The organism is Burkholderia ubonensis subsp. mesacidophila (genome assembly GCF_002097715.1).
Lineage (GTDB): Bacteria > Pseudomonadota > Gammaproteobacteria > Burkholderiales > Burkholderiaceae > Burkholderia > Burkholderia mesacidophila.
In genome coordinates, this window is record NZ_CP020737.1 from 973740 (window position 1) to 989131 (window position 15392).

The following is a 15392-nucleotide window of genomic DNA, read 5'->3' on the forward strand; positions in this document are numbered from 1 at the left end:
TGCACGGCGGACGTGCCCGCGCGGGCGGCGGCGCGGTGCGCGTGACGCGCCGTGTGGCACGAATGGTTCGTCGCGGTGCAGGCGGGCGGGCGCAAATGGTGCACGGTTGTACTTCACCGTCGTGGTGCTTACACTCGGGTTTCGCCTTGCTTCGCATCATGTCTTCGCACCACGCCGGCGCGCGCTGCCTTCGTGCAGCCGCGCCGAACGAATCCACCGAGGAGCCACCATGAGTCAGCCGCAAACGAACGCCCCCGACCTGTCCGCCTTCTGGATGCCGTTTACCGCCAACCGCCAGTTCAAGGACGCGCCGCGCCTGCTGGTATCGGCGACGGGGATGTACTACACGTCGCACGACGGCCGGCGCATTCTCGACGGCACCGCCGGGCTCTGGTGCGTGAACGCCGGGCACGGGCGCGACGAGATCGTCGCGGCGGTGAAGGCGCAGGCCGAAGAGATGGATTTTGCGCCGACCTTCCAGATGGGTCATCCGAAGGCGTTCGAGGCGGCCACCCGGATCGCGCGCCACACGCCCGGCGACCTCAGGCACATCTTCTTCACGAACTCCGGCTCGGAAGCGGTCGATACCGCGCTCAAGATCGCGCTCGCGTATCACCGCGCGCGCGGCGAAGGGCAGCGCACCCGCTTCATCGGCCGCGAGCGCGGCTATCACGGCGTCGGCTTCGGTGGCATCTCGGTCGGCGGGATCGCGCCGAACCGCAAGGCGTTTTCGGGCGCGCTGCTGCCGTCGGTCGATCACCTGCCGCATACGCTGAACCTCAGCGAAGCCGCGTTCTCGAAAGGGCAGCCCGCGTGGGGCGCGCACCTTGCCGACGAGCTCGAGCGGCTCGTCACGCTGCACGACGCGTCGACGATCGCCGCGGTGATCGTCGAGCCGGTCGCCGGCTCGACCGGCGTGCTGATTCCGCCGAAGGGCTATCTCGAGCGCCTGCGCGAGCTGTGCGACAAGCACGGCATCCTGCTGATCTTCGACGAGGTGATCACCGGCTGGGGGCGGCTGGGCGCGCCGTTCGCCGCGCAGTTCTTCAACGTGACGCCCGACCTGCTGACGATGGCGAAGGGCACCAACAACGCGGCGGTGCCGATGGGCGCGGTCGCGGCGAGCGACGCGATCCACGACACGATCGTGAACGGCGCGCCGGCCGGCATCGAGCTGTTCCACGGCTACACGTATTCGGGCCATCCGCTCGCGGCCGCCGCCGCGTGCGCGACGATCGACCTGTACGAGCGCGAGAAGCTGTTCGACCGCGCCGCGCGGATGGCGCCGGTGTTCGAGCGCGAGATCCACAAGCTGAAGGACGCGCCGCACGTGATCGACGTGCGCAATCTCGGCCTCGTCGGCGGCGTCGAGCTGAAGCCGCGCGACGGCAAGCCGGGCGCGCGCGCGTACGACGTGTTCGTCAGGTGCTACCAGAAGGGGGCGATGGTGCGCTATACGGGCGACATCCTCGCGTTCTCGCCGCCGCTCATCGTCGAGGAGGCGCAGATTGCCGAGCTGTTCGCGATCGTCGCCGAGGCGCTGAAGGAAACGGAGTAGGGCGGAATGAGAAACGGGCGCGCAACGCGCGCCCGTCGGGCAATTCGTGTGGGCCGCTCAGTCAGCTCAGTAGCGCGGCACCGACGGATCGACGTCGCGCGACCACGCGTCGATTCCGCCCTGCAGGTTGTAGAGCTTCGTAAAGCCGCGCGATTCGAGGAACATCGCGACCTGCGCGCTGCGCATCCCGTGATGGCACACGCAGACGATCTCGGCTTCGTCGTCCAGTTCCTCGCTGCGCGCGGGAATCTGCTGCATCGGGATCGACACGCTGCCCGCGATCTGCGCGGTCGCGATTTCCCACGGCTCGCGCACGTCGAGAATCACGGGCGCGGGGCGGGTCTGGTCGGCGAGCCGGTCCGCGAGCATCGCGGGCGTCAGGATCTGCATGACGGGGCTCAGAACTTGAAGCGCGACGGCTCGATCGCGTTGACGAGGTGGTCGACGTAGGTCTCGAACACGTCGGCGACGCGGTACTGCGTGTCGTCGATGCGCGTGATGATCTGCGCCTTCATCACCGGACGGCCGCCGACGAATGCCGACAGGCGGCCGCCGACCTTGAGCTGCTCGAGCATCTCCTGCGGCACGACAGGCAGGCCGCCCGCGACGCAGATCACGTCGTACGGCGCCTTCGCCGGCCAGCCGCGCGAGCCGTCGCCGAGCGCGACTTCGGCGTTCGTCACGCCGTTGCTGCGCAGGTTGTCTTCCGCGAGCTTCGCGACCACCGGATCGATGTCGACGGCCGTCACGTGTTGCGCGCGCGCCGCGAACAGCGCGGCCAGGTAACCCGAGCCCGCGCCGATCAGCAGCACGTTCTCGTGCTTCTTCACCGCGAGTTCCTGCAGCACGCGCGCCTCGACGCGCGGGAACAGCATCTTGTGACCGCCCGGCAGCGGCAGTTCGAGATCGGCGAACGCCAGGTCGCGGTACGCGGCCGGGACGAAATTCTCACGCTTGACGATCGACAGCAGGCCCAGAACTTCCAGATCCAGGACGTCCCACGGACGGATCTGCTGTTCGATCATGTTGAAACGCGCTTGTTCGATATTCATGGTGGTCATGCAGCCTGGTCGGCTATCAGCGGGGATAGAGAAACTTATCGATTGTACCAAACCGGGCCGCCGGCCAGCCTTCGGAAGCCCTGCAATGGTCCTTAACGCTTGCTGTTCTTGATCTGTTCCTCGAACGCGAGGTCGAGCTTGCTGGCCTTGCGCGGCTTTTTGGGGCCAAGGTCGTCGACGAACTTGACGAATTCGTCGAGCGGCAGCGGCTCGCTGCGTTTTTCGGACGTGCCGCCGGCGCGGTCGACGAGATAGAACAGGCCGCCGGCCATCGCGACGGCCGCGAAGTGCGGGTTGCCGGAGCGGGTTTTCAGGCGTTCGACCGCGTGGGTCGCCTTGGTGGTGCGCATGGTGCGGGTTCTGCAGCGGACTCGAGGCCCACACTTTATCAACAACCGGCCGCGCGTGCGCGGCCGGCGGCCCGCTCAGACCGTGCGCGAGTAGCGCTGCTGCGGCGTGTGGGCGAGATACGCGTCGAACGCCATCGCGATGTTGCGCACCACCATCCGGCCGGCCGGGTGGATCGTCAGGCGGTCGCCGCCGATCGTCAGCAGCCCGTCGCGCTCGAACGCGCGCAGCGCGTCCAGCTCGCGCGCGAAATGATCGGCGAAGCGGATGCCGTGCGCGGCCTCGACGTGCGAGAACGGCAGGTCGAGGTTGCACATCAGTTGGGTGATCACGTCGCGGCGCAGCCGGTCGTCGGCGCTGAGCCGCACGCCGCGCGCGACCGGCAGCCGGCCCGCGTCGAGCGCCGCGCCGTACGCGGGCAGGTCCTTCGCGTTCTGCGCGTAGACGTCGCCGACCTTGCCGATCGACGACACGCCGATGCCGATCAGGTCGGTGTCCGCGCGCGTGCTGTAGCCCTGGAAATTGCGCTGCAGCGTGCCGTTTTGCTGGGCCGCCACCAGCTCGTCGCCCGGCCGCGCGAAGTGGTCCATGCCGATATACACGTAGCCCGCTGACGTCAGCATCTCGATCGCCAGCCCGAGCAGTGCGACGCGCGTCGCGGGCGGCGGCAGCGCGGCGTCGTCGATCTGGCGCTGCATCTTGAACAGGTGCGGCATGTGCGCGTAGCCGAACACCGACAGCCGGTCCGGCGCGAGCTCGATGATCGTCTCGAGCGTGCGGCCGAAGCTCGTCACGGTCTGGTGCGGCAGCCCGTAGATCAGGTCGACGCTGACCGACTGGTAGCCCGTCGTGCGCGCGGCGCTCAGCAGGTCGGCCGTCATCGCGAGCGGCTGGATGCGGTTGATCGCCTGCTGCACCGCCGGATCGAAGTCCTGCACGCCGAGGCTCAGCCGGTTGAAGCCGATCGTGCGCAGGTGCACGAGCGTCGCCGGCGTGACCGTGCGCGGATCGATCTCGATCGAGAACTCGGCGTCGGCGTCCGGCGCCAGCGTGAAATGCTCGCGGGTCGCCGCCATCAGCTCGGCCGTCTCGTCGTCGGACAGGAAGGTCGGCGTGCCGCCGCCCCAGTGCAGCTGCGTGACCGGGCGCGCCGGGTCGAACAGCGCGGCCTGCAGCGCCATCTCGCGCTTGAGCTGGTCGAGGTACGGGCGCGCGCGGCGCTGGTTGTTGGTCGCGATCTTGTTGCAGCCGCAGTAGAAGCAGGCCGTGTTGCAGAACGGGATGTGGAAGTACAGCGACAGCTCGCTCGACGACGCGCCCGGATCGCCGGCCGCGCGCACGTAGTCGGCCGGGTCGAAGTCGTCGCGGAACTGCAGCGCCGTCGGGTACGACGTGTAGCGCGGCCCGTTCGCGCCGTACTTCGCGAGCAAATCGGGACGGAACAAGGTGTCGGCTGAGCTCATCGCGGTCTCGCGCTTTTTAGATGCTTCCGAGTATATAAACGCGCGATTCGTCCGCATTGTGTAATAACGTCGCAGCCGGGGATGGCACAATGCGGGGTGCGGCGGCCGGACCCGAGGTGCGGCGCCGCGTTGTTGCCGTCGTTCCGTTCGAGAGAGCCGAGTTGTCCGTCGAAATGCCTGTCCGTCCGGTGCCCGCCGAGGTTCCGCCGCCCCATGCGTGCCGCGAGGCCTGCGGCGCGTGCTGCATCGCGCCGTCGATTTCCAGCCCGATTCCGGGGATGCCCGGCGGCAAGCCGGCCGGCGTGCGCTGCGTGCAGCTCGGCGACGACCTGCGCTGCCGGATCTTCGGCCGGCCCGAGCGCCCCGCGTGCTGCTCGGGGCTGCAGCCGTCGGCCGAGATGTGCGGCGCGTCGCGCGCCGACGCGCTCGCGTGGCTCACCCGGCTCGAAACCGCGACGCAACCGTCGCAGCCGCGCTGACGTCGACATGAAGCACCGGCTCCGATCGACCAGGCGCCCATTCCGGCAAGCATAGGAGATTCAGCATGACCGCCAGCCGCGCGTCCAGTCGGCGCCGTTTCCTCATCGCATGCACCGCCGCCGTCGGCGTGTCGGTGTCGCTCGTCGCGTGCGCGTCGACGTTTCCGTTCATTCCCGACCACTACACGTTCTCGCGCGGCGACGTGCAGAAGGCGCTCGCGCGCAAGTTCCCGTACCAGAAGACCGTCGCGCCGGTGCTCGACGTGTCGCTCGCGAATCCGGTCGTCAGCCTGCTGCCGGACCAGAACCGCGTCGCCGTGCAGCTCGACGCGCACTTCGTGAGCCCGTTCCTGCGCGCGCCGGTCGACGGCAAGTTCACCGTTTCCGGCCAGCTCGCGTACGACGCGCCGAGCCGCTCGGTCGTGATCAAGGCGCCGGCCGTCGACAACCTGACGCTCGACGGCGACGCGCAGATGTACGCGCAGCAGATCGGCGCGGCCGCCGGCATGATCGCCACCCAGTTGCTGACCAACTATCCGATCTACACGTTCAAGCCGGAACAGCTGCAATTCGCCGGCGTGAATTACGAACCCGGTACAATCACAATTCTTACAAACGGCATACGTGTGGCGATCGTCGAGAAGTGACGACGCGTCGCGCGCGGCCGGGGCGGGCCGCGGCGGTTGCGTGGCCCATTTTTCGACCATTTCGAAACTGGGCCACGGATGGACTGGATACTGATCTGCAAGACATTGCTCCTCGGCGTCGTCGAGGGGCTGACGGAATTCCTGCCGGTGTCGAGCACCGGCCACCTGATCGTCGCGGGCAGCTTCCTGAATTTCAACGATGCGCACGCGAAGACCTTCGACGTCGTGATCCAGTTCGGCGCGATCCTCGCGGTGTGCTGGGAGTATCGGCGCCGGATCGCGTCGGTCGTCGCCGGGCTGCCGAGCCGGCCGGATGCGCAGCGCTTCGCGCTCAACGTCGTGATCGCGACGATTCCGGCGGTCGTGCTCGGCCTGTTGCTCGAGAAGAAGATCAAGGCGGCGCTGTTTTCACCGGTGCCGGTTGCGTTTGCGCTCGTCGTCGGCGGCGTGATCATCCTGCTGGCCGAGGCGCGGCAGCGCGAGCGGGGCGAGACGCCGCGCGTGCAGTCGGTCGATGCGCTGACGCCGCTCGATGCGCTCAAGGTCGGCCTCGCGCAATGTTTCGCGCTGGTTCCCGGCATGTCGCGCTCGGGCTCGACGATCATCGGCGGGATGCTGTTCGGCCTCGACCGGCGCGTCGCGACCGAATTCTCGTTCTTCCTCGCGATTCCGATCATCTTCGGCGCGACGCTCTACGAAACCGTCAAGGACTGGCACGCGTTCACGGTCGATTCGCTCGGGCTGTTCGCGCTGGGGCTCGTGGCGTCGTTCGTCAGCGCGTTCGCGTGCGTGCGCTGGCTGCTGCGCTACGTCGCGTCGCACGATTTCACCGCGTTCGCGTGGTACCGGATCGTGTTCGGCCTGTTCGTGCTGCTGGTCGGATACAGCGGCTGGCTGAACTGGGCGTGACGCGGGGCGGTGTAGGCAAGTCCTGACGCCTGACGCGCGGTTCGGCGAGCTCAATGACAGACGGCCCGACCGGCAGATGCCGGTCGGGCCGTCGTTGCTTGTGCGGTTTGCGTGATGCGTGGCGGATGCGGCCGCGTGGATACGGCCGCGCCGCGATCAGCCTGCGCGCTTGCGGAAAATGAGATCCCAGACGCCGTGGCCGAGCCGGATGCCGCGTCGCTCGAATTTCGTCACCGGGCGGTAGTCGGGGCGGGGCGCGTAGCCGTCGGCGGTGTTCTCGAGCAACGGCTCGGCGCCGAGCACGTCGAGCATCTGCTCCGCGTAGTTCTGCCAGTCGGTCGCGCAATGCAGGTACGCGCCGGGCTTCAGGCGCGACGCGAGCAGCTTGACGAGCGGCGGCTGGATCAGCCGGCGCTTGTGATGCCGCGCCTTGTGCCACGGATCGGGGAAGAAGATGTGCACGCCGTCGAGGCTGTCCGGCGCGATCATGTGCTCGAGCACTTCCACCGCGTCGTGCTGGATGATGCGGATGTTCGTCAGGTCCTGCTCGCCGATCAGCTTGAGCAGCGCGCCGATGCCCGGCTCGTGCACCTCGACGCCGAGGAAGTCGTCGTCCGGGCGGTGCGCGGCGATTTCAGCGGTCGACGCGCCCATCCCGAAGCCGATCTCGAGGATGCGCGGCGCGGTGCGGCCGAACACGGCGCTCCAGTCGGGCTGGTCCGGCGTATAGCCGACGACGAAGCGCGGGCCGAGTTCGTCGAGCGCGCGGCGCTGGCCGGTCGACACGCGGCCGGCGCGGGTGACGAAGCTGCGGATGCGGCGGTGGTGCAGCGGATTGACTGCGTCGCCGCCGGTGGCGGCTTCGTCGGGGATGGCGTCGTCGTGCGGCGGCAGGCCGGCTTCGTTCGGGTCGTCGTGCATCATCGGTGACAGAGAAAGGCTCGGTTGCGGGCGAGGGCCCGTGGCGCGCAGCACGCGCCGGCCGGACCGGCGCGCGGTACAAAAAAGCCGCCTTCAATGAGGCGGCTGGCGCGCAGGCTGCGTTGCAGCCGGAAAGTGGAGCGGGCGATGGGAATCGAACCCACGTCATCAGCTTGGGAAGCTGAGGTAATGGCCATTATACGACGCCCGCAGAACGTATGATTCTACAAGGGTTTGGGTGGGGAAGGCAATGGGGTGGTTTTGGACGGTGGCATCGAAACTGGCATCGCTCGGTGGGGGAGCGGTGGCAGCACTGGTAGCGCGAGAGTGTCAACGTAACGCCGTAACGCACAGACGCGAACGAAAATAGGTTGGCTTCGCTTGTACGCGAAACTTTTTGTGATAAAATTCGCGTTACTCGAAAACAACCTACGGTGTGTCTTGTATGGCGACTTCGCCCGTTGATGGTATCGAAGCTCTGGAACAACTCATCGTCCAAAACATTCCGCGTGATGCGCTGATGGCTTGCGAGGATGCATATCACAATGGGGACGTAAAAGGCCGCGCCCAAGCGTCTGCGTTTGCGCAAGGGCACCGCCCGTCTGCCGCTGGCCAAGTGAAGCACTTCTACATCAATGAGGCCTTCCACGACGCTTTGTTGGCGCACGGTGCAGATCCGACGCCTCTTCGTGGTACGCGCTTGGTTGTTGGACGCTGGGGTATCTTCCACGTCGCACGTCTCAATGTCCCCGGGCATCAATGGGTGAATTTGCGGCGGAGTGCGACACGCAAGACGTTGGCAGAAGTCAACAAAAGCATCGAGCGCAAATATGTGCAGCGCGATTTGTTCGATGAAGCGTCGGACGCGGCGGCAGGCACTATTTTCATTCTCGGTGTGATGGATGGCATCGACGCGAATGGCATCGCTCAGCTGACTCAGGTCATGTTGGCGCTTCCGGCGCCCGATATGAAATCCTGGCTGTATATGAAGTCGGTGAGCGAATTCTTGAGCCTGTACGAGCAAACGAACGCGGTGGAGCAGCCGGACAACGCACTGCCCAAACTCAAGACGCAGCCCAAGAAGCAAACTGGAAATGACCAAGGGAATTAATGATCTTCAGCCCGCACGCCTGGAACAGGCGCTCGCCGCACGCAGCCTTACAAAAGGCCAACTTGCGAGCCTTGTTGGCGTTGCGGCGTCAACAGTTACGAAGTGGTGCAAGGGAGATCAAGCGCCTGAAGCTGATACTTTTGAGCGCCTCGCTTCCGTACTGAATGTCCAGCCGGACTGGTTAACGCGTCCTGTGTTGCCGCGTGTGTCGAGTCCGCTATACCGCAGTAATGCTTCAGCGCTTAAGGCTGCTCGGGCAAAGCTGGAGGCTCGTACGGAATGGGCGCAGGAAATTTCAGTTGTTTTGAGCGAATATGTTGATTTCCCGCAGTTGAATCTACCGAAGCGCTCGTTTCAAGATCCCGAGCAGATCAGCGATGCTGACATCGAAGCAGCAGCCGAAGAGTGTCGTTCCCTTTGGCAGTTGGGTCGTGGTCCGATCCAAAATTTGGCATTGGCTGCTGAGGGTGCTGGGATCCTCATTGTGCGGGAAGAAACGGATATTTCGGCAATCGAAGGCCTTTCAAGTTGGAGCAAGCTGCTTGAGCGGCCGATAGTATTTCTCTCGGCGGACAAGGCTAACGCTTTTCGAAGTCGATTCGACTTGGCGCACGAGATCGGTCATCTCGTTTTACACAAGCATATACCGAGAGCTGACGAGCGAGACCGCTACAACCAGATGGAAAAGCAAGCGCACCAATTTGCCGGTGCGCTGTTGCTTCCGGCGGAAACGTTCGCGTCCGAGATCCGCATTCCCACGAATTTGGACAACCTGCTTATCTTGAAGCAGCGTTGGGGTGCATCAGTCGCCGCCATGATGATGCGGTTGCACGCCCTCGGTCTGCTTAGTGATGAAGAAAAGTTATCGCTTTTTAAGCGCCGGTCTGCGCGTTGGGGTTCAAAGGCTGAACCGGGTGACGAAAAGTGGGAGCCCGAGATGCCACGCTTGCTTCGGCGCACCGTGGAACTTCTTGTCAACGAGGGCATCGTCCCTGCTGAACGGATTCCGCAGCACCTAGGGTTTTCTGCGAACGATGTAGTGAAGCTCTGCTGTTTGCGCGATAACTACTTCCGTGCGCCCGCCGAAGTGCTGGACCTTGCGGTCCTTCGTTCGACGACGCCGAGTACGCGGAGGGTGATGCGGGAAGAGGGCGCGGTCGTGTCGTTTGAGCGGTTTAAGAAGTGATGCCGTGCGCGGTGAGCGCAAGAATTGTATGAAGGTGGCCCTCGATAATTGTCTTCGAGGGTTGCCGCTGTATCAAGTGTTGGTCGATCGAAGGCCTTCACGTAGATGCAATTCACCGAGACGAGCATCAGTACGGCCAATGTGTTGGGGCCGCCGCTAGGTCCCAATGCAAACCGGCCTTTTGCGTCGTTGTCCTTCCGCGGCGTTCGCCGTAATAGTCGTTGCATGGACGACACTCAACACTCCCGAGGCGGTATTGTCGACGCATCGAGGCAGAATGGCCCCTATGGAACCTTCCTGCCAGGAATTGCTCGCGGTACGCTATTTTCCCTTCGAGTTTTTCTGCGGCTTTTTGGGTTGACCAGGGTTACGGTGGGGGACCGTGTTTTTTATCTCAGCTACTTTGTTTTCCAGAGTTTCGATAGCATTTCTAGCGCCATCCTTCTGTCCTTGGGTGTACACGGCCTCTAAAACTTGGGAGAGCCGGACACCATGATACAAGGTCATATCTTCCGTGATTTCCTCCATGGCTTTCGCTACACGAGGGGATGCATAGACGGGAACGTTCTTGTCACCAATCGGGATGAGATTTTTTTGATTTCGTGGTTTTCCTGGAGCCTTGGCAGGCGTGGCGGTTTTTGTCGATGCCGGAGTCTTCTTGGTCGCCATATAAATCCATGCAAGGATTGATAGGTTTGTGTGGTGTGGAATGCACAGGTACGCGTGTGCCCCGATTATTTTGGGGCAGCATCGAACCTACTCTTGCAGCTATTTCGTGTCAAGACGAGTGACGGTTGAGCGCCCGCGCTCACCGTCATGATGGAATGGGTCGGCGCTATTGCCAGTGGGATTTCGTGCTGGTCGTCGTCGTGACGGTCGTGGTTGCTCGCTCGCCGTTGCCCTGAAGGTCGATCTGCTCGACCGTGGACGCACTTTCAACGAACGGAGTGCGATTATGGTCGATCAGAAGCAAGGTGCAACGAGCAAGGATGAGAAAGCGAGCAAGCCGGTTGCTGCTGACCTAAAGCAGGCGACTTCGACGGCTAACTCGACTGAAAATGATCCTGCAGCGACGGCGGCATTGGGCTACACCGACGAAGATGGAACAGGCGACGGAAATCTACAAGCGGATGCGGACCATCAAGGACGTGACCAGGAAGGACATCATCGAGAAGTTCATCGCCGAGGTGAAACTGACGAAGGCCGGCGCAACCACCTACTAGCAACTGATCAAGGATAAGCACGAGCCGATGGGCAAGATAATAGAGCTGGTCCCGGCATTTCCTGTCTGTCATTGAGGCGACTCCTGCTCGGGAACTGCCTTCTTCATGCGTAGACTAGCGATTTCCTTGTAGTATTTGAAGGACAGCTTTGTGAATAATCTCGGGTCGGCGTGCTCAATGAATGCTAGATGTCCGCGCAGCTTTTCGTGCTCTTCGAAATCTAGCTTACCCACCGAAAAGAGCTTCAACAGCAATCGAATATGATCGCGGTAGTTGGCGTGAACCCCGACTTTGCCATCCATATTGACACGTAAACCCGTGATGAGCGTCGATCCCCCTTTGCGACTCATGTAACGCGTCTTCGCTACATTGATTGAAAGCTTAGGGCTTGCGCATCTCGCGAGAATGGTTTGTAGTTCATCGGCGAACGTTCTGCATGCTCCCTGTTTGTCTGTCGAAAAGACGAAATCATCTGCATATCGGGTTAGTACTGCTTGCCCAAAACGTTCAGGGGCAGCGGCTATGAGCTGGTTCAGACGCATATCCAGCTCATACATGACCGCGTTTGCGATACGTGGTGACGAAGGATATCCGACAGGAAGGCGGTCGCTTCTGTCAAAGCATGCCTTTCGAACAAGTTGCTCGAATGCGGGAGTGAAAACCCATTCCTCAAATCGAGGCTTTGCGTCATTAATCGCCCGTATCAGATCCTTGCTTCGTATGGATGGAAAGAATCCCGACACATCTAAACGCACCGAATATGCAGATTTTCTGTGTGCCTCGGCATTCATGACGATTGAGGTGCCCGGTTGGAACGCAGTGGCTAGGTCACTTACGGGTAGTTTTGATAGGACGACAGCGTCGAGCCAGGCGATAACAAGTTTAAGCTCTGCGGCTGGTTGAATCAGATGACGATCCTCTCCCGAGCGCTTTTTGATTGTGAATTTTTTGAAGCGAAAATAAGCTGCCTGAATGGCATCGTCCAGCAATGCTCTAGGTACCGATAGATCGCCAGCAATTCGGTCCACGATGTCAGACATGGCTGAACCTTTCGGGGTTTGATTGCCAATGAAATCGTCGGAACGTTGCCATCAGCGAATCGATATCTGTTGAGTAGCGAAGGAAGGGGGTTGTGCCAACTGCTCGATATACCCAGGTGTCGTTTATAAAGTGACTAACTATCAGCCTTGCTTCTCGGAGGACGCCAAGAAGCTTTGCCGCCATATCAAAATTCTTTTTGCCAAATGCTTCGATCAAGATCGCGATCACTTCTTTATTTGAAACCGGGCCAAAGAAGAGAACAAGGTCGTGGATAAAATATAGGCTGTATTTGTTTGCGCCAAGATCATCCGGTCGCGCTGGTCTAAAGGTGGTCGTTGCTGTGGCGCGCGTATCCAGTGCGTCAGCTAGATCGCTGAAGATTGTTCCTATGCCGTCGGTCTCGGTGATGCCATTTGCCCCCATCGGGTACCACAAGGTTGGGGACTTGGCTTCCGTCGCCGCTGCAATTGGTCCAGTTTCAATAAATGAATTGCTTCCTCGAAATTTTGAGTCATTAATTATGACCAATTTTTTTCGAAGAGTCGGGTGGGCAAATGCTCCAAGCTCACAAAAAGCGCTTGGGCTTTCTAGAACAATCAGGATCTTATCGGCAATTGCCGATATTTCGTGTTCGAGATCCAGTGCGTTCTTGTTTTGCCCAAGTCTTGCGAGTTCATTGAAGATTCCCTCGGCGTAAATGACTCGGTATTCGGGCGACACGCCTTCAGCGAACGTTTTAATTGCTTCGCGTCGTGCGGATGGTTTGCCTGGATTTTGGTTGGCGCCGCAAAGGAAGAAAAGTCGGTTTCCGCGAGAAAAAGCAGGAGGGCTGGATCGAAGATCCAGCCCAAACGTTCTCACCCGTTTGCCGATGGCGCTATTCTCGTACGTTAAGTTGCGCGTAAGCATGCCTACTAGAGCGTCGATGGGTACCGCTTCGGTCACTCGTCGACTGACGAGGGACCGAAGCGGTACCCATCGCCAGAGAGGTAAAAAATCAAGGCGGATTGCGACCCGCAACCCGGTTCAGCCGAAGCTGAACAAAATGCTAGGCGATTTAATTATTGCGGAAAGATGTTCGCGGAGCAACCGACTTTTTCGCCGGTGGCGATTGACTGTTGTTAGGGCTGTCCTGCCGGCGTAGACCAACGAGCCCCGTATCAGCAGCTTCTTAGGATTGTTGATAGCGTGAAAACTGGCATCTCTGCAAACCCCGCATGAACAGTGGTTCTTCGTGGAGCCGGGAGAAAGGACGACGTGAGAACGCGTGTGAATAGTGGTTTTGATTAACGCGCTGGGGCTTGGGAAGCTGAGGTAATGGCCATTTACGACGCCCGCAGAACTTACAATTCTGCATGGATTCGGACCGTATTGGCAACGGGCCGCATTCCTACGCCGACCCGATACCCGCCGGCTCACGCAGCCACAGTCCCCCCAGCGCCGTTTCCCGCCGCCGATGTTAATCTTGGCCCCCACCCACGTTGCCACCCCCGAACGGAACCCCCATGAAAAGCTGGACGATCGGCGTGCTGCTCGGCATGGCGACCATTCTGGTCCACGCGGCCGCGATGGTTTTCCTGGCGGTCGTCGCCCGTCGGGTCCGCGATGCGCTCGACGTGCGGCGCGACAACATCCACGCGCAACTGCGCAAGGTGATCGCCATCATTGCGTTGATCTGCATCGCCCTCGGCCTGCTGCATACGCTGGAGGCGGCTGCATGGGCCGCGGTGTTCGTGCGGCTCGACGCGATGAGCACGTTCGGCGACGCGCTGTTCTACTCGATCGATTCGATGGCGACGCGCGGCGCGTCGGGTCTCGCGCTGGCCGGCAACTGGCGGATGCTGGGGGCGATCGAGTCGTCGTGCGGCGTGCTGCTGTTCGGCATGTCCACCGCGTTCATCTTCGCCGTCATCCAGGCCGATTTCGGTGCGATCACGGAGGCGCTGCATCGCGACCGCCGCCGCGGTTAGCGATTGCATCCGGGCGCGCGGATCGAACCGGATGCCGGAACGCTAATGCGAGCCATCGCCGAGATTGAGCGCGAAGATCCCCCAGACGGCCAGCGCGACGCCGGCCAGCTTGATCGGCGAAGCGGACTCGCCGAAGCAGACGATGCCGATGACGGCCGTTGCCGCAGTGCTGGCGCCCGCCCAGGTTGCGTAGGCGAGCCCCATTTCGAGGCGCTTCGTGGCGAGCGCCATCAGCCACACGGCGCACGCGTAGCAGACGACCGTCAACGCGGACGGCATCGCGCGGGAGAAGCCGACGGAGAATTTTAGGCCGATCGAGCCGAGCACCTCGGCGGCGACGCTGATGCCCAGCAGAAGCCAGGCGGATTGGAGCGAGGTCACGGACAGTCTCCTGCCTCCGACGCTTATACCGAACGTCGAGGAGAGGATGGCAGCGGTACCCCGGATGCCACGAGATTAGGACACGTGCCCGGCGAACGCAAACGGGGCCCCGACACATTCACGGCTCGATTCCGCTCCCCGCCGCCCACTCCGGCCGCTTGCCCAGCGCATCGAACAAGCCGACGATCTCCGCCTTCACCTTCGCCACCGCATTGCTGACCAGCGCCGTGTCGTGCCAGCACAGCGACACGTCGCGCACGAACGCCCGGTGCGCGATCTTCGCGAGCTTGAGCTTGCGCTCGTCGATCTCCACGTGCGCGGCGGTCCAAGGCAGGATCGTCACGCCGAGCTGCGCCATCACGGCCGCGAACAGCAGCCCGGTCGAACTCGCCTCGAAGCCGATCTCGTATGACAGCCCGGCCTCGCGCATCGCCCAGTCGACGCGATTGCGGATCGTGTTCGGCGCGCTCGGCAGCACGAGCGGCATGCGCGCGATCGCATCGAGCCGCACGGGTTCGTCCGGCACCGGAAATCCGGGCCACGTGATCAGGTACAGCGTTTCGGTCAGCAACCGGTGGATCGCGATGCCGCGCGTGTCGACCGCGTCGACGACGATCGCCAGATCGAGCCGCGCGTTCGCGAGCAGCGTGTCGAGATCCGCGCTCGGCGCTTCGATCAGCTCGAGCATGATGCCCGGATAGCGTTCGCGCACCGCGCGCGCGAGCGGAATCGCGAGCACGCGCGCGGTGCTCGACGGCATGCCGACCGTCACGCGCCCCTGCGGCGTGTCGGCGTCGCGACGCAGCAGCTCGCGCGTGCCGTCGGCCTGGCGCAGCAGCTCGAGCGCATGCCGGTACAGCGTTCGGCCGGCCGCGGTCGGCGCGACGCCGCGTACGCTGCGCTCGAGCAGCTGCATCCCGAGGTCCTGCTCGAGATTGCGCATCTGCTGGCTCACCGCCGGCTGCGCGACGTGCAGCGCCTCGCTCGCATGCGTGACGTTGCCGCATTCGACCACCTTGACGAAGTAGCGCAGTTGCCTGAGGTCCATTCCCGTTCTCCGTCGCTTCAAGCCATAAGCCGATCCGATGGCTCAA

The 15392-nt window shown here is 62.6% G+C and carries 17 protein-coding genes, 1 tRNA gene and 1 pseudogene; 8 read left to right on the forward strand and 11 right to left on the reverse strand.

The window, feature by feature from the left end:
- The first annotated feature begins 229 nt into the window (after positions 1-229).
- A complete protein-coding gene (locus B7P44_RS04660) occupies positions 230-1558 on the forward strand; it encodes an omega-aminotransferase AptA (protein ID WP_084901235.1) in 1329 nt (442 codons plus the stop codon).
- Positions 1559-1624: 66 nt separating this feature from the next.
- On the opposite strand, the gene B7P44_RS04665 is transcribed toward B7P44_RS04660, so the two are convergent.
- The 4 genes from B7P44_RS04665 to hemN all read right to left on the reverse strand — a co-directional run bounded on the left by B7P44_RS04665 (position 1625) and on the right by hemN (position 4430).
- A complete protein-coding gene (locus tag B7P44_RS04665) occupies positions 1625-1948 on the reverse strand; it encodes a rhodanese-like domain-containing protein (RefSeq protein ID WP_084901238.1) in 324 nt (107 codons plus the stop codon).
- Between the two features lie 8 nt (positions 1949-1956).
- The gene (locus B7P44_RS04670; RefSeq protein ID WP_084901241.1) at positions 1957-2610 is read right to left on the reverse strand and encodes a protein-L-isoaspartate O-methyltransferase family protein; all 654 of its coding nucleotides are present in this window, start codon (positions 2608-2610) and stop codon (positions 1957-1959) included.
- A 101-nt stretch (positions 2611-2711) separates the two neighbouring features.
- Positions 2712-2969, reverse strand: coding sequence for a hypothetical protein (locus B7P44_RS04675; RefSeq protein ID WP_084901243.1), 258 nt, complete (start codon positions 2967-2969; stop codon positions 2712-2714).
- Positions 2970-3044: 75 nt separating this feature from the next.
- Complete coding sequence (gene hemN / locus B7P44_RS04680; RefSeq protein WP_084901245.1) at positions 3045-4430, reverse strand: oxygen-independent coproporphyrinogen III oxidase; 1386 nt, start codon at positions 4428-4430, stop codon at positions 3045-3047.
- 173 nt (positions 4431-4603) lie between these two features.
- Between hemN and B7P44_RS04685 the strand changes: the two genes are divergently transcribed.
- The 3 genes from B7P44_RS04685 to B7P44_RS04695 all read left to right on the forward strand — a co-directional run bounded on the left by B7P44_RS04685 (position 4604) and on the right by B7P44_RS04695 (position 6465).
- The gene (locus tag B7P44_RS04685) at positions 4604-4909 is read left to right on the forward strand and encodes a YkgJ family cysteine cluster protein (RefSeq protein WP_084906415.1); all 306 of its coding nucleotides are present in this window, start codon (positions 4604-4606) and stop codon (positions 4907-4909) included.
- A 65-nt stretch (positions 4910-4974) separates the two neighbouring features.
- Positions 4975-5556 (forward strand): DUF1439 domain-containing protein, encoded by a 582-nt coding sequence (locus B7P44_RS04690; RefSeq protein WP_084901247.1) that lies wholly within the window; start codon positions 4975-4977, stop codon positions 5554-5556.
- A gap of 78 nt (positions 5557-5634) precedes the next feature.
- The gene (locus tag B7P44_RS04695; RefSeq protein ID WP_084901250.1) at positions 5635-6465 is read left to right on the forward strand and encodes an undecaprenyl-diphosphate phosphatase; all 831 of its coding nucleotides are present in this window, start codon (positions 5635-5637) and stop codon (positions 6463-6465) included.
- Between the two features lie 156 nt (positions 6466-6621).
- Here the strand turns inward: B7P44_RS04695 and trmB are convergent, their stop codons facing one another.
- A complete protein-coding gene (trmB, locus tag B7P44_RS04700; protein ID WP_084901251.1) occupies positions 6622-7389 on the reverse strand; it encodes a tRNA (guanosine(46)-N7)-methyltransferase TrmB in 768 nt (255 codons plus the stop codon).
- Between the two features lie 133 nt (positions 7390-7522).
- Positions 7523-7597 (reverse strand) — tRNA-Gly (locus B7P44_RS04705).
- Between the two features lie 234 nt (positions 7598-7831).
- Here B7P44_RS04705 and B7P44_RS04710 point away from each other — a divergent pair.
- Together B7P44_RS04710 and B7P44_RS04715 are read left to right on the forward strand one after the other, a co-directional pair.
- A complete protein-coding gene (locus B7P44_RS04710) occupies positions 7832-8497 on the forward strand; it encodes a hypothetical protein (protein WP_084901254.1) in 666 nt (221 codons plus the stop codon).
- Positions 8481-9683, forward strand: coding sequence for an XRE family transcriptional regulator (locus tag B7P44_RS04715; RefSeq protein ID WP_084901257.1), 1203 nt, complete (start codon positions 8481-8483; stop codon positions 9681-9683). Before B7P44_RS04710 ends, B7P44_RS04715 begins: the two co-directional genes overlap by 17 nt.
- 321 nt (positions 9684-10004) lie before the next feature.
- Here B7P44_RS04715 and B7P44_RS36160 read toward each other — a convergent pair whose 3' ends face one another.
- Entirely contained in the window at positions 10005-10352 is a 348-nt protein-coding gene (locus B7P44_RS36160) for a hypothetical protein (RefSeq protein ID WP_133118092.1), read from the reverse strand.
- Positions 10353-10638: 286 nt separating this feature from the next.
- Between B7P44_RS36160 and B7P44_RS37445 the strand changes: the two are divergent.
- A pseudogene (locus B7P44_RS37445) lies at positions 10639-10906 on the forward strand (hypothetical protein).
- A gap of 68 nt (positions 10907-10974) precedes the next feature.
- On the opposite strand, the gene B7P44_RS04725 reads toward B7P44_RS37445, so the two are convergent.
- On the reverse strand, positions 10975-11946 hold the full coding sequence (locus B7P44_RS04725; protein ID WP_084901259.1) for a retron St85 family RNA-directed DNA polymerase: 972 nt from the start codon (positions 11944-11946) through the stop codon (positions 10975-10977).
- Positions 11939-12856, reverse strand: coding sequence for a retron St85 family effector protein (locus tag B7P44_RS36165; RefSeq protein WP_133118093.1), 918 nt, complete (start codon positions 12854-12856; stop codon positions 11939-11941). Before B7P44_RS36165 ends, B7P44_RS04725 begins: the two co-directional genes overlap by 8 nt.
- A 596-nt stretch (positions 12857-13452) precedes the next feature.
- On the opposite strand from B7P44_RS36165, the gene B7P44_RS04730 reads away from it, so the two are divergent.
- Positions 13453-13917 (forward strand): hypothetical protein, encoded by a 465-nt coding sequence (locus tag B7P44_RS04730; protein WP_084901261.1) that lies wholly within the window; start codon positions 13453-13455, stop codon positions 13915-13917.
- Between the two features lie 42 nt (positions 13918-13959).
- On the opposite strand, the gene B7P44_RS04735 is transcribed toward B7P44_RS04730, so the two are convergent.
- Entirely contained in the window at positions 13960-14298 is a 339-nt protein-coding gene (locus B7P44_RS04735; protein ID WP_084901263.1) for a DMT family transporter, read from the reverse strand.
- Positions 14299-14416: 118 nt separating this feature from the next.
- Positions 14417-15346 (reverse strand): LysR substrate-binding domain-containing protein, encoded by a 930-nt coding sequence (locus tag B7P44_RS04740; RefSeq protein ID WP_084901266.1) that lies wholly within the window; start codon positions 15344-15346, stop codon positions 14417-14419.
- Positions 15347-15392 lie beyond the last annotated feature (46 nt).

Excerpts from the sequence above, each read along its gene's own strand:
- B7P44_RS04675 (WP_084901243.1), bottom strand. The coding sequence starts at position 2,969 with ATGCGCACCACCAAGGCGACCCACGCGGTCGAACGCCTGAAAACCCGC.
- B7P44_RS04690 (WP_084901247.1), top strand. The coding sequence starts at position 4,975 with ATGACCGCCAGCCGCGCGTCCAGTCGGCGCCGTTTCCTCATCGCATGC.
- B7P44_RS04685 (WP_084906415.1), top strand. The coding sequence starts at position 4,604 with ATGCCTGTCCGTCCGGTGCCCGCCGAGGTTCCGCCGCCCCATGCGTGC.
- B7P44_RS04730 (WP_084901261.1), top strand. The coding sequence starts at position 13,453 with ATGAAAAGCTGGACGATCGGCGTGCTGCTCGGCATGGCGACCATTCTG.
- B7P44_RS04710 (WP_084901254.1), top strand. The coding sequence starts at position 7,832 with ATGGCGACTTCGCCCGTTGATGGTATCGAAGCTCTGGAACAACTCATC.
- B7P44_RS36165 (WP_133118093.1), bottom strand. The coding sequence starts at position 12,856 with ATGCTTACGCGCAACTTAACGTACGAGAATAGCGCCATCGGCAAACGG.
- B7P44_RS04715 (WP_084901257.1), top strand. The coding sequence starts at position 8,481 with ATGACCAAGGGAATTAATGATCTTCAGCCCGCACGCCTGGAACAGGCG.
- B7P44_RS04660 (WP_084901235.1), top strand. The coding sequence starts at position 230 with ATGAGTCAGCCGCAAACGAACGCCCCCGACCTGTCCGCCTTCTGGATG.
- B7P44_RS04665 (WP_084901238.1), bottom strand. The coding sequence starts at position 1,948 with ATGCAGATCCTGACGCCCGCGATGCTCGCGGACCGGCTCGCCGACCAG.
- B7P44_RS04740 (WP_084901266.1), bottom strand. The coding sequence starts at position 15,346 with ATGGACCTCAGGCAACTGCGCTACTTCGTCAAGGTGGTCGAATGCGGC.
- B7P44_RS36160 (WP_133118092.1), bottom strand. The coding sequence starts at position 10,352 with ATGGCGACCAAGAAGACTCCGGCATCGACAAAAACCGCCACGCCTGCC.
- hemN (WP_084901245.1), bottom strand. The coding sequence starts at position 4,430 with ATGAGCTCAGCCGACACCTTGTTCCGTCCCGATTTGCTCGCGAAGTAC.
- B7P44_RS04670 (WP_084901241.1), bottom strand. The coding sequence starts at position 2,610 with ATGAATATCGAACAAGCGCGTTTCAACATGATCGAACAGCAGATCCGT.
- B7P44_RS04695 (WP_084901250.1), top strand. The coding sequence starts at position 5,635 with ATGGACTGGATACTGATCTGCAAGACATTGCTCCTCGGCGTCGTCGAG.
- trmB (WP_084901251.1), bottom strand. The coding sequence starts at position 7,389 with ATGATGCACGACGACCCGAACGAAGCCGGCCTGCCGCCGCACGACGAC.
- B7P44_RS04725 (WP_084901259.1), bottom strand. The coding sequence starts at position 11,946 with ATGTCTGACATCGTGGACCGAATTGCTGGCGATCTATCGGTACCTAGA.